Origin of the sequence: Sphingobacterium sp. 18053, from assembly GCF_902706145.1 — a bacterium.
GTDB classification, from domain to species: Bacteria; Bacteroidota; Bacteroidia; order Sphingobacteriales; family Sphingobacteriaceae; genus Sphingobacterium; species Sphingobacterium paramultivorum.
The window spans coordinates 153839-175182 of sequence record NZ_CACSJW010000004.1; the positions used below are offsets into that span (position 1 = coordinate 153839).

9 protein-coding genes are annotated in these 21344 nt (G+C 42.7%); 1 reads left to right on the forward strand and 8 read right to left on the reverse strand.

The features are described 5' to 3' along the window. Positions 1–49: 49 nt before the first annotated feature. The 5 genes from GVK91_RS10590 to GVK91_RS10610 all read right to left on the reverse strand — a co-directional run bounded on the left by GVK91_RS10590 (position 50) and on the right by GVK91_RS10610 (position 13047). Complete coding sequence (locus GVK91_RS10590) at positions 50–1678, reverse strand: RagB/SusD family nutrient uptake outer membrane protein (protein ID WP_153846933.1); 1629 nt, start codon at positions 1676–1678, stop codon at positions 50–52. Positions 1679–1690: 12 nt separating this feature from the next. Further along, complete coding sequence (locus GVK91_RS10595; RefSeq protein ID WP_200845590.1) at positions 1691–4828, reverse strand: TonB-dependent receptor; 3138 nt, start codon at positions 4826–4828, stop codon at positions 1691–1693. 28 nt (positions 4829–4856) lie between these two features. Then, complete coding sequence (locus tag GVK91_RS10600; RefSeq protein ID WP_235032888.1) at positions 4857–7721, reverse strand: TIM-barrel domain-containing protein; 2865 nt, start codon at positions 7719–7721, stop codon at positions 4857–4859. Between the two features lie 182 nt (positions 7722–7903). Then, on the reverse strand, positions 7904–11914 hold the full coding sequence (locus GVK91_RS10605; protein WP_159728603.1) for a two-component regulator propeller domain-containing protein: 4011 nt from the start codon (positions 11912–11914) through the stop codon (positions 7904–7906). A 542-nt stretch (positions 11915–12456) separates the two neighbouring features. Continuing rightward, the gene (locus tag GVK91_RS10610) at positions 12457–13047 is read right to left on the reverse strand and encodes a YdeI family protein (protein ID WP_153846931.1); all 591 of its coding nucleotides are present in this window, start codon (positions 13045–13047) and stop codon (positions 12457–12459) included. A gap of 884 nt (positions 13048–13931) precedes the next feature. Here GVK91_RS10610 and GVK91_RS10615 point away from each other — a divergent pair. Further along, positions 13932–14861, forward strand: coding sequence for a metallophosphoesterase (locus tag GVK91_RS10615; protein WP_153846930.1), 930 nt, complete (start codon positions 13932–13934; stop codon positions 14859–14861). 110 nt (positions 14862–14971) lie between these two features. Here GVK91_RS10615 and GVK91_RS10620 read toward each other — a convergent pair whose 3' ends face one another. From GVK91_RS10620 to GVK91_RS10630, 3 genes are all read right to left on the reverse strand, one after another. Continuing rightward, on the reverse strand, positions 14972–16741 hold the full coding sequence (locus GVK91_RS10620; RefSeq protein WP_153846929.1) for a RagB/SusD family nutrient uptake outer membrane protein: 1770 nt from the start codon (positions 16739–16741) through the stop codon (positions 14972–14974). A gap of 11 nt (positions 16742–16752) precedes the next feature. Then, positions 16753–19998, reverse strand: a complete 3246-nt coding sequence (locus tag GVK91_RS10625) for a TonB-dependent receptor (protein ID WP_200845591.1) — start codon at positions 19996–19998, stop codon at positions 16753–16755. A 379-nt stretch (positions 19999–20377) separates the two neighbouring features. Then, positions 20378–21154 (reverse strand): phosphatase PAP2 family protein, encoded by a 777-nt coding sequence (locus tag GVK91_RS10630; RefSeq protein WP_153846928.1) that lies wholly within the window; start codon positions 21152–21154, stop codon positions 20378–20380. Between the last annotated feature and the right edge of the window lie 190 nt (positions 21155–21344).

The window sequence follows — 21344 nt, forward strand, 5'->3', positions numbered from 1 at the left end:
GTTTGTCTAGTTATAATTCAACCAATAGTAAGTCCTAGTATACCTGTGTTTAGTTCCATCCAGCATTTTGTTTCAGTACACCATTGGATAAGGTAATCTGCTTGTTGGGTATTTGCATAAATCCTTTCGTTGTCAAAAAACGCTCTTTAGTCACAGTGACCTTCTCCGGTACAGATCCACTGAGCACATCTTCGGTTGTTTCCAGTGTAGCGGCGGCGTTATTCAGCCCCTGCCGCAATACATCCCAATAGCGGATACCTTCAAATGCAAATTCAAATTTTCTTTCCTTCAGAATATTGTTTTTTGAAACTGCTAGCGGCACAAAATTGGTCTTGTACGCTCTTTTCCTTACCTCGTCAAAGTATTTCTGTGCGTTTGCGGAACCGAGTTCTGCTGCCATAAGCAAGACATCAGCATAGCGGATGACAAAGTAATCCTGGTCTTGGGACAGTTGCATATCCTTATCCCCTCCAGTATTGGTGGTGCCGTCCGGCAATGCCGTGGGCGCGTATTTTTTGATGGTGTAACCTGTATACTCACGCTGGTCTTTCAGGTCAAATCCCGTAATATTCTCGCCATCGATATCAATAATTGAGGCAGTTTTGCGCGTATCCATGTTGTCAAACTCATTGAAGAACTTTTTGCTTACCGTACATGCCCCCCATCCTTGGCCATAAGGCGACCAATTTTTACCGCGCAAGCCCAGAAAGACGACCCAGCGGTTGCCATCAACATAACCGTTGTAGTTCGATGTATTATTGAATTTCTGTGCAAATACAACCTCAGCATTTCCCTTACCGGCATATTTGGATATATCTAGCGTATTATTGCTTGCATTGGGGATATAACTCGCTGCCGGCCACAGATTTTTAAAATCAGCCACCAGCGCAAACTGGCCACTGTTGATAACCTCTTCCAGTCCCGCCAGGGCTTCGGCTTTGGAGACACCGATATCTTCGCCGCCATAATAGCCTGCATAAAATAGATAAACACGGGCCAGTAGCGCTTTAGCAGCAAATGGAGTTGCCCGACCATCATTGGTTGCCGCAGCTGACTTGGGGTAAGCTGTTGCTGGGATATTGGCAGCCGCAAATTTAAGGTCTGAAACAATCAGTTGATAAATCGCTTTGGGGTCCGACTGTGGAATATTCTCATTGGCCGGGCTCGTTAGCAAAGGGATGTTTTCGAATAGACGGACGAGATCAAAGTACATGGTGGCCCGCAGGAATTTCGTTTCCCCTTCGATACGTGCCCGCGCTGTTGTGTTGCCTGAAAAATCAGTACCGTCCAATTTTCCCAAAAGTGTATTGCAGCGAAAAATTCCCGCGTAGTAATCAGACCAGGTACCATCAAAGATATTATTGTCCGATTGGGACTGCGCAATATCAAAACGGTCTATTGCCTGAAATGAGCGACCGTCTGTTGTACCTGTTCCGCCAAAACAATTGTCGGCGGCCACCTCTGCTGTCAGATAGAAAGACTGGCTCCCATTGGAGGTCGTCCGTTGATAACCATCATAACAACCGACCAGAGCCATGTCAGCATCGGCTACGGTTTTATAAAAATTGCTTTCCAAAACGCTTGTCATCGGTTCGACATCCAAAAAACTGGATGAACATGATCCTAAGATTAAGGAACCAAATAACATGGAATGATAGATATAGCTCGTTTTTTTCATGATTTCTTGTGTTTAGAATTTAACATTTAGGCCAAATAATACAGTCCTTGGTCTTGGATAGTAACCGAGGTCGATACCCGATACCCAACCATCTGTTCCATAACCGATCTCGGGATCCATCCCATCATATTTGGTGAACGTAAACAGGTTTTGACCCTGTACGTAGAAGCGGATCTGATTAGCATACTTCCATTTTATCAGCTTCGACAGATCATAACCTAAGGTCACATTGCTGATCCGAAGAAAGTCTCCATCCTGAATATAAAGGTCTGAAAACTGCCAATTGACATTAGTTTCCGTAACACGGGGGATCGTACTGGAAGTACCTTCTCCGGTCCATCGGTCTAATATTCGTGTGGTATAGTTTGCTTGTTTATTGGCATGATTGCGGTAAGACTGTACAATCTTGTTTCCAAGGGAACCATAGGCACTCACCGAGAAATCAAATCCTTTATAATCCAGTCCAATATTAAATCCATAGGTAAAATTAGGCATGCCAACACCTAGATTTGTCTTATCCGAGGCATTGATAATACCATCGTTATTCTGATCTACATATCTTACATCGCCCGGTTTTACATCCGCTTGAAGGATACCTTTCCCGGCTGTTTTCCAGGCGTCGATCTCGGCTTGGTTCTGGAATAGCCCGTCTGTTTTATACCCCCAGAAGTAGCCAATGGGTAGGCCGTTTGCGGCACGGTAAAATTCTTCCGAGTTATCGTATAACATGGCTGTCTGTCCGTGGATAATACCATCTTCAGTTGGTATCTGTCCAACCTTATTTTTGTTATAGGCACCATTTACCCCAAGACGATACTTGACTTCATTGATCTTATCCGCCCAATTTAGTCCCAGTTCCACCCCTGTATTCTTCACGTCGCCGCCATTGATAAAAGGGGGCAACGTTCCGGTTGTCGCCAAAACAGGCGCTGTAACCAGCCAGTTTTTCGTCTTTTTGACATAAAAGTCGGCAACAACATCCAGACGGCTGTTCGCAAATTTGGCATCAAATCCGATATTGGTCTGTTCGGAAGTTTCCCAGGTCAGATTCGGATTGGATAAGCGGCTCGGATAAGCCCCGGCAATATTATTGTTGCTCGTTCCAAAAACATAATGTGCGCCGGGGTTGGACGATGTAATGCCTGTTGAGGTACTGATGGGTGCCGCATATTGAAAATCAGCGATATCCTGATTACCCACTTGCCCCCATGAAGCACGGAGTTTAAAGAAGTTTACAGCCGCTAAATGTTCTTTAAAAAACTCTTCCGAAGAAATTACCCAGCCTGCCGATACCGAAGGGAAATATCCCCAGCGGTTGCTGCGCGAAAATTTAGAGGATCCATCTGCACGCAATGTAGCATTCAACAGGTACTTTTCCTTATAATTGTAGCCCAGCCGTCCAAAGTACGAGACCCTACGGGTGATGTTCTCAGGTTTTCCAGACACCGTACGCGTTTCGACGACGTTTCCTTTTTCATCCAGGTGCGCCTGGCCTGTGGTATTGTCTAGGTAAGCATGTGCAAAATCATTGAACTGCGAAAGCAGATTCCAATTGGACCCCGAAAGGTAAGTTCCCTGGTAACGTAGCGATTCCATACCGACCATGGCCGAAAAGCGATGATCCGTATTGATATCAAAGTCATAAGAAGCTGTATTTGTCCAGGTCAGCGTATGACCTTTGCTCATGTTCTGCGAGGTTGTTGTATGATCTTGGTTGTAGGTGTAGATGGAGAAGCGGTATAAGGGCGTAAAACTTCTGTATTCTGAAGCATAATAGTTAAATCCCAGCAATGACCGGACCTTTAGGCCTTTGATTGGTTCGATTTCCGCAAAGATATCGGCCAATAATTTTTGGCCATCATTGGCGTTGTTCGAATTGGTCATCATCACCCCATATGGATTGCTGTCCCCATTGTACCAAGGTGAATTGGAGGTATCATTGAAAGGACTTCCGTACAAGCCATTGTCCGAATACACCGGTGACAAAGGCGAAGTGGCAAAAGCACCGCGCAGCGTATTGCTGTACTGATTGCCCACACTGATGCCTCGATTTTTGATGTAGTTAAAGTTGAGGTGCTGACCTATTTTCACAAAGTTATCAAAGAGTTTATGTTCCGAATTCGTCCGGAAACCATAACGCTGATAGTTGGAAACGTCTTTACCACCGACAATCCCCTCCTGACCAATATAATTCATCGATAAGGCGTAGGTGGATTTTTCATTGCCCCCGGTCAGGGCAACATTGTAATTGTCCATTTTTGCATTATCCTTAAACATGTAATCCATCCAATTGGTATTGGCTAGACCGTCCATGCCGTTAAAATCAATCACCGCGGCCCCCGAATTCAGCGATTGCTCATTCATGATCAGCTTGTACTGATCTGCATCCAGCAATTTTGCTTTACGCGAAACGTTCTGAATGCCCGTATAGCCATCAAACGACAGCACATTTTTGCCCGCAGCCCCCATTTTGGTGGTGACCAGGATAACCCCATTGGCAGCCTGCGAACCATAGATGGCGGCCGAGGCTGCGTCTTTCAGTACGTCGATAGATTGGATATCGGCCGCATTCAAGACCGAAATATCCCCTCCCGGAACGCCGTCGATGACGTACAAGGGGCCCGAATTACCGATTGTTCCCAGCCCCCGGACGACGACCTTCATATCTGCTCCCGGCTGACCCGAAGTTGATGTAATGGATACACCAGGTGCTTGCCCCTGAAGCGACTGCAGCGGGTTCAATTGATTGCGTTTCTGCAGTTCTTCACCCTCCACCTTCAAATTGGCTCCTGTATTCAGTTTTTTCTTTTGTACACCGTAGCCAATGACCACCACCTCTTCGAGATCGGAAGCTTGCGGCTGTAGGCGGATCACCATATTGGGACCGGTAATTTTAACTTCCTCCGTTTTGTACCCTACGTAAGTAATGGTCAATACAGTCCCTGTGCTGGCTGCAATAGAAAACTTGCCCGATTCATCGCTGCTCGTTGAAATCTTCTGATTCTTTACGCTGATACTCGCGCCCCCGATCGGCAATCCTGAATCAACCGAAACAACCGATCCGGTGAAGGATTGTGCCCAGACCAAAGAGGTCACGCTGGTCATGACAACGACGGCCATGCCCCTGCTCAACAATTGTTTGCTTATCATATGTCTTGATTTATAAATTGGTTTTTTATTATTTTAATTTGACCTGCAAGGCTTTGCCTGTATAGGTTACCACTGTAGATTTTGCTGATGAAACATCCAGTCCGACGGCATTCCTGTCGCTGACAAAAATGATATTGAACTTTCTTTTGGTCAGCATGCCGTCGAAATCTCCCTGACGGCTGGCCAAAGACAGCGTCTGTGCAGAATTATCGTAGCTGAAATCAATGCGGCTATATTTCCCTTTTTCATAATTATAATTGCTCCCTTCGTCTTCATAGAGTGAAAACTGACCGTCTGCTCCGGCATAGATATAAAGATCCAGCACATCCGGCTTTTTCTCGTCCGTATACTGCATGACAGGTCCAATGGGCAATATTGCTCCGGCTCTGACATAAACAGGGATACGTTCGTATGGTGCTGCAATAAGCAGATCCTGCCCGCCTGCTACCATCTTGCCACTGTATAAATCATACCAGCTGGCTCCTTTTGGAAAGTGTATCTTGCGTGAGGTCGCTCCTTTTTCAGTGACTGGACTGATGAGCAAGGATGGTCCCCAAAGGTATTGGTCGTTGCTTTCGAATCCATCTTTGTCCTGCGGGAAATCCATGGCAAGTCCACGTATCATCGAATAGTCTTCAAAAAAAGTCTTCGCGGCAAGACTATAATTATAGGCCAGTAATTTATACCGTAGATTGATCGCATAGGTCATGCTTTTATAGGCCGGATGATCCACAGGAGCGATATTATACGGCTCGCGGTAGGGATATTGTCCATGCGCCCTGAACAAAGGCAAGAATGCCCCGTATTGGTACCAGCGGCTATTTAGCTCGCGCCACTCCTCCAAGTCCGCCGCATTAGGTTTGTGAAACCTATTTTCAACCAAAAAGCCACCCGCATCCATGGTCCAGTAAGGTGTCCCGGACATCGAGAAATTGATACCCCCGGCAATCTGATCTTTCATGTCATGCCATCTCGAAGCAATATCGCCGCTCCAGGCCGCCGCCGCATAGCGCTGCTGCCCTGCAAAAAAAGATCGCGTCAGAATAAATACCCGTTTGTTAGGATCTGTTTCACGCTGGCCCTCATAGATACCCTTGGCATTTTGCAAAGGGAACGCATTATAATAGCGAACAGATGACCCTATACTCGGCTGAAAAACCGATTTACGCTCATCCAGATCAATATTGGAGTGAATATCTGGTTCGCTGGCATCCATCCACCAGGCATCAATCCCAATTTTGAACAGGTTGTTGTCCAACAATTTCCAGAACCCGTCGCGTGCCGCTTTGTTGAAAGGATCATAAAATGTCGAGGTATAGCCCTTTCCGATCCAATCTTTTCTGCCATCATAAATATTTCGTGGATAGATCCATTTATTAGTCTTAAATTCTTGGTATACGGAAGACTCTTCATTGATTTTGGGCCAGGCCGAAATCATGATCTTAAAGTGCTGATCATGCAGCTTCTTCACCATGGCCTGAGGATCTGGGAAACGCTTTACATCAAATTTCTGGCTCCCCCAGTCATTTTCAGCCCAGTAAGACCAATCCTGCACAATATTGTCGATTGGAATCTTACGTTTGCGAAATTCAGCTGCGACCGCTTCAATTTCCGCTTGCGTCTTGTAGCGTTCTCTGCTCTGCCAAAATCCGAAGCTCCAAAGCGGCATAATCGGTGCCTTGCCGGACAAGTGGCGATAACCTGCAATGACCTCATCCATTGATGCGCCCTGAACAAAGTAATAATCAATGGCATCGCCAGCTTCCGAATTAAAGGAAAATACGTTTTTACGCGCTTCTGGGATTGGACTCTGCCAGTTTAAGGTAAAATAAGACTCCCCTCCATCTGGTATCCATTCCATTCGGATCTGGTGGATCTTATCTTTCTGGAGGTCTCTCTCAATCTCAAAGGTACCTGCATTCCAGGATTGCCGCCAGCGGTCGGCGACCTGCTCGCCATCAATCCAGACTTTCATATAACCCGAATATTTAAAATGCAGCACATGTTTGCCTGTGTAGGGCGAAGAGAAACTTCCGGCATAGATGACTTTGCTTTCGGCCAGATTTACGCCCTTTGGAAACTTGTGCTGATCTGTTAGGTAGCCATAGTCAATGATCGATTCCGGCCGGGATAGATAAACCTCTTCGCCCTTGTTCCGATTTACATAGGTTGCTGTGAGCCACCCCGGTTCACCTTCTTTTGACTGTAGCTTAAAAGCATTTAAGGGCAATAATGGCCTCACGTCGCCCGCTTTTGTAATGGAGTAATTGTGCCATAAAATACCATAGTTATTGGTGGAAAGTAAAAAGGGGATTCCGATTTCTGTATTATATTGCAGCAGCGAAACCTGTTTTCCGCGGTTATAATTCATCACCGCATTCTGATGTTGGCCGAGTCCATAGATCCCTTCTTCCGCATTGACAATAAAGTCTTGGTTAATGTGATAAAATGCATCACCTTGATAACTATTGGCTAAGAAAGAACTGGAATTCCGCTTTGCTTCTTTAAAGATGGATTGCCCCTTAAGATCAAAAAATTCCACTTTACCATTCATCAAAGAAACCACTGCTTGCATATTGGCCGTCTGTACATTTACCGTCGAGTCGGTCGAGCTTACCGCGAGTGATTTTACTTGCCGGCGCAGTGAATCGACGATCACTAAGCTTGTTTGTCCCGGTAAGGCTGCGCCAGCCGGAACAGCTGTGACACGCACAATCTTGTCGGTCACGACATCCAAATAAATATCCTGATCAATGGAGGTCTCCGAATTTTTGAAGCTGACCTTAATACCAGAAGGCATTTTTTCATAATGAGCTTTATTGGCTTGGCTAAATCCCTGCTGCACGATTGCGAAGAGCATCAAACCACTTAAAGCGTACGTTAAGTTGCGCATTTAAATAAGATTTATTGGTTATTATATTCCCTTGGTTATTACGCGTCCTTTCCTATTGAAAGAACAGATCAAATATAGAATGCAACCGGTTGTATAAGGGGTATGTTTTGTTAACTTTTAGGGGTTATTTTGTTAACTTATGCGGGAATACTCGCGGGCAACACTATCGATAATCCACTTATTTACAAGCTTTTTCGATAAAAAGAAGGCAGGTTACCAAATGCAGATTTAAAATATTTGCTGAATTGTTTCGGATTTCCGAATCCAACTTCATAAGCGATTTCAGCCATCGATAATTTCGAGTTCTGAACCAGATGCATGGCACGCTTGAGCCGAATATGTCGGATGTATTCCATCGGTGAATAGCCTGTGATGGCAAGCACCTTTTTATAAAGCCCTACGCGGGTGAGGTTCATTCTTTTAGCTAGCAGTTCGACAGAAAGCGAAGAGTCACTGAGATCCTGTTCAATTTCCTTTACAAGCACACGGATAAACTGTTCATCAGCAGATACGATATCGGGCTGCGCCAGATTAACGTTGATCTGTTTTTTATACCGTTTTACCAACGTCTGCTGCTGATGGAGTATCTGTGCCAGTTTTGAACGCAGTAGACTGATATTAAAAGGTTTGTTGATATAATCTGTTGCACCTGCCTGTAAGGCCTCCAGTTCAATCTTCTGATTGACTACCGCAGTTACAATCAGCACAGGGATATGAACCAACTTAGCCTGGGCTTTTATAAAGCGGCAAAAATCCAGTCCGCTCTCTCCAGGCAGGCTGAGATCGGTGATGACAAGGTCGACCTGCTGATTGGTTAGGATCAATTTTGCATCATTAATACCTTGTGCAGAGTGAATTAGGTAGACCGAACTCAGGGTTCGCTCCAAGTAATGAAGGAAGTCAATATCATCTTCCACCAATAAAATAGCGGGTTTATCCTGCTTACTGCTTTCGACGGGATCGGCACTCGCTACGGCCTTATTTATGGGCAACTGAACATTAAATGTCGTCCAGTGCGCATTGCTACTCAGCCTGATATTTCCACTCAAGAATTCGACATAGTCTTTGACAATAGAAAGCCCGATGCCTGTACCTTGATTCAGTTTTCCATTTGGCACATCCAGTTGTATGTAACGCTCAAAAACGCGGGCTTGTAAATTTTCGGGAATCGCTATACCCTGATTTTGAACTTCAATACACAGTATCTTTTCTGTTTCTTGTTCAGTGATTTCGGCATGGAATGCCACAATACCGGATACTGGGCTAAATTTGACCGCATTTGACATCAGATTGAAAATAATGCTTTCCAATTTGTTTTTGTCAAACCAGGACAGATATGTGTCTGGAGCGATATTGACCTGCAGCGAGATTTGATTGCTTTGAGCTATCCCGGCAAAGGCATCGAGCTGTTCGCGGATAAATCCCATGAGGTCCCCATATTCTTCGTTCAGTTCAAGTTCACTTTTCTCCAATTTTCTAAAGTCCAGCAGCTGGTTGACCAATTTAAGCAGACGGTCTGCATTCTTCTTGATCAAGTTTAGGTCGGCTTTTTTTTCTGGATGCTGTTCTTCATCCAGCAGCTGCTGTGCTGGAGTTAGAATCAAGCTGATCGGAGTCCTGAATTCATGGCTGATATTGGTAAAGAAACGTGTTTTCAACGCATCCAGCTCCTTTGCCTGTGCAGCTTGCTCTTGTGCGAGGTAAAGTTGATTACGCGTCCTGACACGCAGTTTTGTCAAATAAAAATAAGTCCATAGGACGACTAGTATCAAACCGGCATAAAAAAGAAAGGCCATTGTTGAGCGCCAAAACGGTGGCTGTATATCGATTGTCAAAAGTAGTACACCATCTGACCAGCTACTTGAATCGATAGCATGCCGAATATACAAGCTGTAGCTGCGGGTGTCCAGATTGGTAAAACTGGCCCGCATGGTTCCCGGTTCAAAATCAAACCATTCATCACTTAGACCAGCAAGCTGATATTGGTAGAGTCCATTATGTTGCTGTAGGTAGTCAAAGGTTGAGAACTCCAGCGAAATGGCATTGAGGTTGTACGGAAGCCTCAGTTCCTTAAGATTATTCAGGGCTTGATCGTAAATGACCCGGCCCGAAAATTCTTCACCTACGGCTACCCGCTTGTTGAATAAATAGAGATTGGACAAAAGCGGCAAGATCAGTTCACTTTCGCGGCTAATTTTCGCAGGATCAATAAAATTGAACCCCTTTGGCCCCCCAAAGACAAGTCTTCCGTCCCGCATTTTTAAAGCAGCGTTTTCATTGAATACATTCCCCTGAAGGCCCAATTCCTGCGTAAAATTGCGGATGATAAACTTCTCTGCCTGCCCTGTACCGACAATCGCCGACAGGCCTTTGTTTGTGGAAGCCCAAATATCACCTTGATCATCTACCAAGAGCGCCAGGATTGCATCGTCACTAAGCCCATCTTGCTGTGTAAGATAGCTTATTTTTGCACCATCAATTACATGCAGTCCCTCTTGTGTCGCTACCCAAATACGACCAGTTTTGTCCTCTTTGATATCATAAATTAAATCATTCATGAGTTTCATAGGCGAACTAGATGTATTGATATAAGTAATCTTGTCGTCGGGGGCCAACAATGCCAATCCTGTAGCTGTGCCGATCCAGAGACGTTTTTTTGAATCCTCAAATAAGACAGAGATATAATTGCTGTTGATGGTTTGGCCCTGCCGTGTATATGTTTTCGAAAACTGTTCTGTTTTTTTATCAAACAGGTACAGGCCGGTACTTAGTGTTCCTATCCAAAACCGATGTTGACTATCTTCATAGATCTCCCATACACTATCGTCGTTCAATTTCCCGGGAGCCGAGTCACGGTGGAAAACCTTAAAACTTTTGCCGTCAAATCGACACATACCACCTCGATAAGTTCCTATCCACAGCCTGTCTTCCGCATCCAGCAATAAGGAAACAATCACGTTACTGCTCAAACTATTCGGATCCTGAGGATCATGCAGGTATTGCGTAAAGGTTTTCTGACTGATATCATAATAGAGCAATCCCCCACCATTTGTCCCAATCCAGAGATTACCCTTTCGATCCTGTACAAACTTATTGACGTCGTCAAAGGGAAGTGATTTGGGAAGTCCAGGATAGTTCTTGACTAAGGAGAATAATAACAAGTTGGGATGATAATAACTGATGCCGCCTTTGTATGTTCCCGTCCAGATAATACCTGACTTATCCCGATATAAAGCCGTTATGCTATTATAAGGTAGGCTCCGTAAATCATATTTATCGTTACCGATGATTTGTACACTTTTTGTTTTTTTATCATAAACATTGATCCCACCATGGTCAGTTCCTAGCCAGAGGTGCCCTTTATCATCTTGCACGATATTGCCTACAAAAGGATTGGATAGTTCTTTTTGGAGATGTTGAATTGATCCATCTTTCGGGTCAAGCCAGTATACACCGATTGGAATATCCTTTGAGAAGATCCATATCGCCCCATCCTGATCGGCAAATAGATTATAATTTACCAGCTTATTGCTGATCGGCAATAAGCTAGTTTTGGTACTTCGCAGTGATTTCGTATCAATGTGACCCAGCAGGCCATTTTCGTAGATTACCCAGATCGTCTGCCCTTGCCCAGCTATCACATCGGCTATTCGGTTGTTTTTGGTCAACTGCGGTACAGTACGATAGGTTTTCTTTAGGCTATCGTACAAGATCAGCGAACGATCGCTATACAATAGTGCAAAGGTCTGCCCTTCCAGCTGTCTTATCGTATGTACGTCTTTAACGGGCAACTTTAAACGGGTGAGTATGGAATCAAGCTGCTGGACGATAATGCCTGAATGCTGATCATACACATTCATCCGGTTGCTGGTACGGATCCATATATTGCCTTCTGGTCCCTCAAAGATTGCGGAAATCGCATTTCCACTTAGGCCGGTACGTTTATTGGCGGAATAGCGAAAATTTGTAAATTGCGCCCCATCAAATCGGCTCAGGCCAGATTCGGTACCAAACCAGAGGTAATTGTACTTATCCCTGAGTGCGCAATTGACATGATTATGGACCAGACCCTGGTCAGAAGTTAAGGTTTTAAACGCATACGTATTGACCTGGCTCCAAACGGAAGATTGCCCTAAGAAAAGGAAAAGAAAGAGTTGGAGATACGCGTATAAAAAAGACTTAAGCTGCTGCATTGGTTATCATCTCCCCAATGATACAAAAATTGAACAAATACAGCAAATCAAGTTGCTATTAATATAAGCTTTAACATGGTCTTTTGATCGTTTAATCATTCTACAGCACGCACTATCACCTCTTATCATATTCCCAATATAAAAAATGGCATTATTGAGACAGCTATTCTTTATCCCCCTAACCATGTTACCACATTGCGATCATGTTCGTAAGTTAAATCGGAATAATACTATTTTTACAGGGGGTTATCAGGGGGTTAGCAAGGGTTTACCCCTGTTATACCCCTGTTAACCCCCTGTTATACCCCTTCTAAACCCCTATTATTGTTAGAACTGATATAAATCAATTAATACGTTTTGTAGGAAAAAACGAAAATCAGTTTTACAATGAAGCGCTTCCAAAAGATTGCTATTAAATAGCCATGAAAATAGCACTATTTAAACAGCCCTATCAGGCAATAGAATTCCTAAAACCAGATGTTTAGATCTGACTAAAAATTCTTTATTTACCACTCGAAATAGCAGTTCAAAATACTGGAAACTTACTGAAATTGCTTAGGCCTGTCTTTTTCAGCCGCCCTTGCCACGATCTCATCAATGCGTTTTTTGCGGGTATCTGGTCTTTTGGCGAGAACAATCCATTGCAACATCATTTTTTTGACGGATTTACTCAATCCAAGAAAATAATCTTTTGAACCAGTATAATGTTGAAATGCTTCATCCAAATCCTCGGGAATAATTAATTCTTCCACACTGTCCAAAATTGACCAAGAACCATTTTCTTGTGCAATTTTTATAACCTCATACCCCGCTGGAGTCATCAGATTCGCATCGATTAGTTTTTTAACTTTTTCTTTATTGATTTTAGACCAGGTACTATTTGGCTTTCTTCTACTAAATAGCTGCATAAATGAATAGGGATCAATCGGCCTCCTCGTGCTATCAATCCAGCCAAAACACAAAGCTTCATCCACAAGTTCTGTCCAGTTGACCACCGGTAAATTTGATTTTTTAGTATTACAGATCACCCAAATTGATTGTGCTATGTGATGATTGTTTTCAAGCCAAAATCGCCACTCTTCCTTTGTATTCAGGTAAATAGTGATTCTCTCCGCCGAATTCCGTTTGATCATTGATATAGTTTTTTAGTCCTTACTGGTATGGATAAAATTTGTCTATTGTGAAAATACGTTTTTTTTGAATACTAGTCATCCATGTTTTGCAGAACAACAACGACCAGCTTGTCCTATTGACAATATCAGCCGGCTGCTCTATTATCCATTTTTCCACACTTGCCAAATGATTATTTTTCGTAGGTGCCAAGTCGATAGCGTCGAATAGCGTAAAAAAAAACCATCAACAACCAATAATGGTAATTTAAGTCAAGCTAATCCGGATTTTCTTTATCATACGTATTTATTTTTGCATTTCGTTTCAAATAATAAGTCCTTAAAAAAATTATGATCAACACAGAAGTTAATCCCGAGACCAGAAAAGACGAAAACTGGAAAATAGCTTCACCAAAAGCTTTACTGTCGCCAAAACACTGTACTGAGTTTCCCCATATATCAGTGCCCATAGCTCCCTCATAAATACATTTCCGACAAGCCCAATATTCGGGAAGTATAATTCCGAGATAAATTGGTAGCAAAATACCATAACAAGTAAGAAGAATAATTGTTATTGCACGAATCAATTTCATATTATCTATATACCTAAACCTTTTATTCGTTAAACACCACAATCGCCAATTTACAGTATTACAATATCTAAAAAATCGATAGTTTATATGTGTTGGCAATTATTTATAATTCGTTAGCGATCCATCAATTTACACAAACGTTTGTCTATTCAATTTACTTGAATCTCTAATTTATTCTCAGTATACTCGTGATAACATTATAATCAATTACCCAGAACAGTGGTTCAAAAAATAGACTAAACAGACCGTAAAGCAACATTACCGGAATACGGACTAATATATTCTTATAGCAACATATTTTAAAACGCTAAAAAAATGAAACAGATTGGCTTAAAAATCAAACGGGAATGGAAGTTTCTTTCCATATTCGTCATCTGCTCTTTACCCAGCTTATTCAGCATGGCACAATCCAACACACCGGTTCTCCGTATCGGTATCATGGCCGATATGCAATACGCAGACAAAACAGACCACGGTAGCCGTTTCTACCACAATTCATTAATGAAGGTCGATACGGCTGTAGACTTCTTCAATCGCAATAAGGTCGATTTTTCATTGATTCTTGGCGATCTTGTCGACGAAGGTCCAAAAGATCTTCCAGTACTGTTAGAACATCTCTCCCCATTAAAAAAAACGACTTATTGTCTACTTGGAAACCACGACTATGTCAACGTATCCAAACCAGATCTTTTGCACACTACTTTTGGGATGCCAGCTAAATACTACGCATTTACAAAAGGAAAATGGCGATTTGTTTTCTTAAATACGAATGCGCTCAGTGAATATGCCACAACGCCCAATTCAGCAGACCAACGTGAATGGAAAACCTTGGTGGATAGCCTACAGGCAGGCGGAAGGAAAAATACGCAACCCTGGAATGGCGGAGTTGACCGTAAACAACTCGAATGGTTACAAAACGAACTTGCCCAAGCGCGGAAAAACAAAGAGCATGTGATCGTATTGACACATCATCCTTTATTGCCAGAAAACGGCTATGAAACACTCAATAACCGGGCGGTTCTTGATATACTATACCAATTCCCCGAAGTTAAGCTGGTACTTTCCGGTCATAATCATAAAGGCAATTATGTAATGGCAAATAATATTCCTTTTGTAACCATGGAAGGTATGATCGAAACAGCTACCAGCAACGCCTATGGACTTTTGGAACTCTATCCGAAAGAAATCAAAATCAAAGGCCAAGGTAGACTCAGTTCAAGAGTTTTTAAATTATCATCCAAATAGGGCTCAATCGGGTGATTAATAAACTCACCATAAATGAGATTTAAATAAAACACCCGCAACAGCTAAAGCCGTTGCGGGTGTTTTTTATTGAATGGGTTTAGACAAAAATACTATTCCATGGTTGGATTAAATGTTCCGCCCCAATCTTTATTCTGCTTGATATTTGGGTTCTTGTCAATGACCGACTGCGCGACGGGAAAGAAATAATAGGTATCGGGTACCAAATTCACTTTGTTTCCTGTGCTTGGCACCTGCAAGACGCTATATTTGAACTGATTTTCCTTCAATGTATATGTTTTGGCCAATGCATTGGCATCATCCAGATTCATCTCGGTTCCATTTGAATTTATTGCTATCGCTTCAACTCCATGTTTGGTTGTATTGTTCAGTATATTGAGCTTACGTAACCTTCTTAAATCCCAAAAACGATGTCCCTCAAAACAGAACTCAATATTACGCTCTGCCAAAATAGCTTCACGCATTTGTTCCTTCGTGGTCGCCGTTATGCCATATTTATTGTCTGCGCCCGGCTCGATTCCCGCTCTTTTCCTAATTTGCGTAACCAGGTCTAAGGCTGTCGCAAAATCTCCTGTTTCATTTGCCGTTTCAGCATAATTCAATAGGACCTCGGCATAGCGCATCAACACAAAGTCGACATCATACTGAGTTTCCACTTCGGTTTGCTTTAATGACAGTTTGGAATTTTTTAAGATAAAAAACCCGCTATATCGATCCAAATTGGACGATGGAGTTTTTGCCTTCGGGTTAATGCCAAAGTCATCTAAAGCCGGAGCAATACCGACAGAAGTGTATTGTCTTTTGCCGGTCTTGCCGGAAACTTCATAGATTTTGGCATTCCACACAATAGACTTGTCAAAACGCGGATCGCGGTTTTCCCAATAGGATTGTAAAAATTGATCTTCTGTCTTATGGTATTTACCCGCTTGATCGGAATATAACTTTCCATCTTTCATTGGAAAAGCTTTTACAAATTCCCAGGATGGAACGGAACCTGCCGGCCCCCTACTTTCGGATCCCGGACGTACACCATTATCCCAATTGGCAACTTTATTTGGATAGGTATTAATCACAGCAAAAACAACCTCTGGACCCTTTTCTACCAGCGCAATGTTGGAATAATCTGAAGTCAAACTATAGCCATCCGCCTTAAGCTGATCATAAGCTAATTTATTTGCGGTATTGGCCTCCTGCCAATAGGCATTTCCATAAGGATTGGAAGGGTTAAACTGTGGAGAAGCTTTATATAGCAATACCTTTGCTTTAAAAGCGGCTGCAAAATCACCATCAATTTTCCCATAATCTGCCGTTCCTTTGGCAATTGTTTTTGGCAATTGTGAAATAGCCTGATCCAGATCTTTAACGATCAGATCAAAACATTCTTTTGTCGAATTGCGGGGCACATTAAGATCATCATTTTTTAGGTCTTGCGGTACAGTAATATAAGGAACACCGCCGTGGATCCTGACCATGTTAAAATACATAAAGGCACGCATAAACAACGCTTGGCCAATCACCGTTTTTTTAAAATCATCTTTTAACGAACTACTTTCATTGACTTTCTGTATGGCTGTATTGATTTTCCGGATGGTTGTATAATCCCATGATTTGTAAGAACCATTGTTGACGGTAACCGCATCCAATGGAAAAGCGATCCCGATTAGTTGTTCCGAATTTCCGTCCGCACCAGAATTCCAGTTACCAAATAGTGGATATAAATTGGCAAGATAGCCGTTCACTAGATTTGGATCAGCCCATACCTTAGCTTCATCCAGCGAATTGAGGTCCTCAATGTCCAATACATTTTTACAGGAGGACATGCACAAGGCCAATGCAATTAAAGGATAATATATTTTTTTCATCTTTTTTTCATTTAAAATTTAACATCAAGTCCAAACGTAAAGGTTTTCATGACTGGATAAGAATCATACAGCTTTTGTTCGGGATCGTGAAACTCTTTCATTGGCGAAAAAACAAACAAATTGGTCCCGTTAAAAAACAGATTGACATCTTTCACACGCAGTTTCTCTGTCATGCTTTTCGGCAATCGATAAGAAACATTAATGTCACGTAAGCGCAAATAGGCTCCATTTCTTATCCAGAATGACGAAGGGGCTGCACCGGATTCGGCCCAGCCAGAGTATCCTGTTGGCCGCGGATATTTGGCGTCGGTATTATCCGGTGTCCAGACATCGGAAGCCCAAATTGGATAATATGGACGGAAAGTATCGCCGTGCTGGCGCATTCCGCCGCCTTCTTGATTACTGATCATGCGATCATAAGCAAGAACTCCCTGAAATAAGGCCGAGACATAAAAGCCCTTCCAGCTCGCATTGAATCCAAACCCATAATTGATGCGCGGAGAATTATTGTCCGACAATAACTGCAAATCGTTATCATCAATTTTCCCATCCGGACCACCGGAGTAGTTCGCTCCCTGAATATCTTTATATAAGATCATCCCAGGAAAAGGATCCCTTCCGTAGGTCTTAAATCCTTTTGCTTTCAACGCATCAGCTTCCGCCTGTGTCCTAACCAAACCAAGGGATTCTAAGCCGATAATTCTATTCTCAGGTCGTCCAATTCTGGAGCGAAAGTTCTGCGGTTGGCCCGATGCATAAGAAGGTTCTTCGTCAATGATGTCCCAACGGTCTTTGGCATACCCCAGATTGGCATTGAGACCATAAGCCACTTCACCAACCCTGTCATTCCAGTTAAAAGAAATCTCGCCGCCTTTATAACTTCTCGCCGCATAATTTTCGGGAGCAAGTGCACGACCGTAATTGTCAGGGACTTTCAACGATCTTGGACCAAGAATATTGGTTTCCTTGCGTGAAAACAGATCAAGGCTACCGGTCAGCTTATTATTAACAAATCCAAAATCTAAACCCAGGTTGACACTCTTAGAAGTTGTCCAGGTTAGATTTTGTGTTGGGGTTGCACCATACGCAATACCATTATAATAGCGGTCACCAAACATATAGCCGCCCGAGGTGGTATACTTTTCTAAATAACCAAATTGCCCGATTCGATTGGCATTGACATCCAAATCATTACCCGTTGTACCATAAGAAGCTCTGAACTTCAAATCCGATATTGTATTTTTTAAATCCGTAAAGAAGTTTTCGTCCGATACACGCCAGGCTGCTGATACTGAAGGAAAAAATCCCCACCGCTTATCCGTCGGAAATAATGGTGAACCATCGTAACGAAAAGAAAACTCCGCAATATATTTATCCGCATAATTGTAGTTGGCACGCCCGATGATACCACGTCTCGAATCGATCGTTTCATTGGCAGTTGTCGACCTAAAGTTGCGATCTGTAGGATAAATAAACATTTGATCTAGGGCTGTAATTGGATTTTCTGCCCTTGAAGTGACATAAGTCCCTCCTTTTTTGGACTGTTCATAAACCAATGTTCCGTCTACGGAATGTTTACCAAACTTGCGGTTATAGTTTAAAAACCAGTTTACCTGATATTCCCACAATCGCTGTGGGCTGTAATCCATGAAAGGCTGGCTCTGACTAAAAGTAAAAATATTAATATTAGCTTCTGATGGCGGAGCTGGTATAAAGCGGTTGTCATTCGGATTTAAAGAGGTAAAGGTATAGTTCTTTTGAAAACTCATATAACGCTTGCGCATATAGTCTTGAGCAATGTAACTTCCTACAACTTTTGTCGAAAGGCCCTGTACCAATTTATCCAGCTTCAAGTTTAGGGTCATAATAGGATTGACCTGCCGCACTTTACGGTCTATATAGCGATCCCCGATGACCTGATCGATCACATTCCACGCCTGCCAGCTTCCCATAGGCGTCTGTACAGGATAAGCCGTTGGTGTATTGCTCGGTGTTCCGTCTGCATTCAGGTAAAACGGATACATCTTTGGCCAGTTGAATGTAACGCGGTAGAAATCGGATACATCAAAATCATCATCATTCGAAGATGTGCTGAATGGCCAAAAAAAGCGCTTCGAATTCGTCTGGTTGGCTGAAATATTAAAATCCATGCTGAAATCTTCGGTAATCTGCGCGGAGATATTGCTCCTTAGATTAAATTTCTCATGATCCAAAGATTTATAAGATCCATTTTCTTTACGGTAGCTCAGCAAGCTATAATAAGTAATTTTGTCGCCACCCCCATTAACCGATATCGATTGTCGATGTGTAAACGGATTGCGCCAGATAACGTCATTGGCATTGTAATTTTTGTCCTTGAAATAATCAAACTCTTTTTGTCCATTTGGGATGGAAAGACCACGAAATTCGGCAACCCGGTTTTGATAGGTGAGTTCATCTTTCGCAGTCGTTAAATTAGCAAGGAGCTCCTGTGTTGGCGTATTGAAAGTATAATTACTTTGTACATTAAAAACAGGTGCTTGCGCTGTTCCTTTTTTTGTCGTAACCACCACTACACCATTACCGGCCCGGGTGCCATACACTGCGGCTGTGGCAGCATCTTTTAAGAAGGTCATTTGGTCAACCTCGTTCGCTTCAAGCACATCAAATGCAGCTTTATCGCGAACCACGCCATCAATTACATAGAGCGGTTCGGCAAAACTCCCCCGTATACGCAAGCTCGACGATGCTCCGGCCATCCCCGAAGTATTGGTGACATTGACACCCGCGGCTCTACCGGCAAGTGAATTGGAAAGATTTGAACTGGGGATGTTTTTTAACTGTTCTGCATTGACGGTAGCAACCGAACCGGTGATATTCCCTTTCCGCTGCTTACCATAGCCAATGATTACGACCTCTTCAAGTGCCTGATCACTCGAAACCATAACTACGTTCACGTTACCTTCGGAAATCGCTACTTCCTGTTTTGTAAACCCTTGGTAGTTCACGACCAAAACATCACCACGCTTTGCGCGAATAGAAAAAACACCTTGTTGATTGGAGGACGCTTGAACGGATGTTCCTTTGACAGTGATGGTAGCACCGGCTAATGCCTGACCTTTCTCATCTTTGATGATCCCTGTAACCTGATCTTGATCGACAATAGCATTGATCGGATCCAGATTCAGCGCGTAAGAATCAGGCTGACTAAACAGCAGGCAGAGCCCCAAAAGGCTAATGGGTCTCGCCTTTCCATGAAGAAAAAAATTTCTCATCATAATTACAAATTGGTTTAAAATAATAAAGAACCGTGGGGTTCAACTTTGGTTTATTGACTTTGCATGCCTCTCTTTTTATAAAAAACAGCAAAAGTGGATTAGATTGTCTATTAAATTTAAAAAACAAAATCTTATTAACGAAACTAATATGATTTTTTAATCTAAAATTCACAGAAACGTTACATGCTTAAAATAGGGAATGGAAATGCCTGACACAGCAGTCCCGATCTTCAGGTAGAACACCTAAAAACTGCAGTGAACACAGGGATTTAAAGTGGATTTATATCCCTGTAAGAATAATCTCTAGGAAATTTTGTTTTCAGGCGAGCCGCGTACGAGCAATGTAGAGGCTCCGAATGGGGCTTAAAAAAATAAGAGCCTAAAACTGTAAGCTGGCATTTAGACAAAATTGCCGCCCATTATAGGTTGGTAATACCACATAACTCTTTTTTGAATTCTGCAATCGACTGTCTACCAAAGGTAGCAACCAATAAGCGATTTTAGTACTTAAGATACCGACCCCAGCTCCCATAGCGATGTCTGAGAACCAGTGCTTGTCATTGTGCATCCGCAGATAACCGGTACCAGCAGCAACAGCATAACCCGCTATTCCGTACCAAATTGACTCCTGTCTGTATTCCTGCCAAAGAAGTTCAGCTCCAACAAATGCAGTGGCAGCATGCCCTGAAGGAAAGGAATTGTTCGCTGAACTGTCCGGCCGCCACACAGGAATCGTAGATTTCATAATTTTTACGGTCGAAGTCATGATAATATTGGAAACCGCTGTGGTAAACAGCCGTTGCTTAAGGTTATGTTTCGCAGGTACCCCGACCGCATCCAGAACAAAAACTCCGGCAGTTCCAGCAAAGCGGGTGAAATCGTCCAGTTTAATTTTTCCGCTCTTCCCTCTCGATACACCGTCTCTAATGTCTTCATCTATCCCTTTTAAAAAGGGATTCCCTTTGGCAACAATACCATAGGTGATCAATCCAACAGGAACAGCAAGTTCTTTGTAAGGAATTTTCTTAAAAAAATGAGATCCGCTGCTCGAATCCGAAGGTTGTTCCAACTGGATCTGCGCAAATGAGGTAACCGGCATTACAAAAAGTAAAACCAGTAGACAATAAAAAACAATCTGTTTCCTGTAATCGATCATTTTAGCCTTAAAAAATTTTATAATGCGCAAAGATAATATTTATAAACTACCTCTTTGACAGTATTACTCTATACAGCACGACAATATTGGGCATCAATCTCCATTTTATCATTAAAACAAAGGAAAAAGCAACGAAAGTCTGCTGTTTACACCATTTATATACACAGCAGACTTTAACTTCAAAATATAT

Bases quoted from the DNA above. Each gene is read 5' to 3' on its own strand.
- GVK91_RS10590 (WP_153846933.1), bottom strand. From the start codon at position 1,678: ATGAAAAAAACGAGCTATATCTATCATTCCATGTTATTTGGTTCCTTA.
- GVK91_RS10605 (WP_159728603.1), bottom strand. From the start codon at position 11,914: ATGCAGCAGCTTAAGTCTTTTTTATACGCGTATCTCCAACTCTTTCTT.
- GVK91_RS10620 (WP_153846929.1), bottom strand. From the start codon at position 16,741: ATGAAAAAAATATATTATCCTTTAATTGCATTGGCCTTGTGCATGTCC.
- GVK91_RS10625 (WP_200845591.1), bottom strand. From the start codon at position 19,998: ATGATGAGAAATTTTTTTCTTCATGGAAAGGCGAGACCCATTAGCCTT.
- GVK91_RS10615 (WP_153846930.1), top strand. From the start codon at position 13,932: ATGAAACAGATTGGCTTAAAAATCAAACGGGAATGGAAGTTTCTTTCC.
- GVK91_RS10600 (WP_235032888.1), bottom strand. From the start codon at position 7,721: ATGCGCAACTTAACGTACGCTTTAAGTGGTTTGATGCTCTTCGCAATC.
- GVK91_RS10610 (WP_153846931.1), bottom strand. From the start codon at position 13,047: ATGATCAAACGGAATTCGGCGGAGAGAATCACTATTTACCTGAATACA.
- GVK91_RS10595 (WP_200845590.1), bottom strand. From the start codon at position 4,828: ATGATAAGCAAACAATTGTTGAGCAGGGGCATGGCCGTCGTTGTCATG.
- GVK91_RS10630 (WP_153846928.1), bottom strand. From the start codon at position 21,154: ATGATCGATTACAGGAAACAGATTGTTTTTTATTGTCTACTGGTTTTA.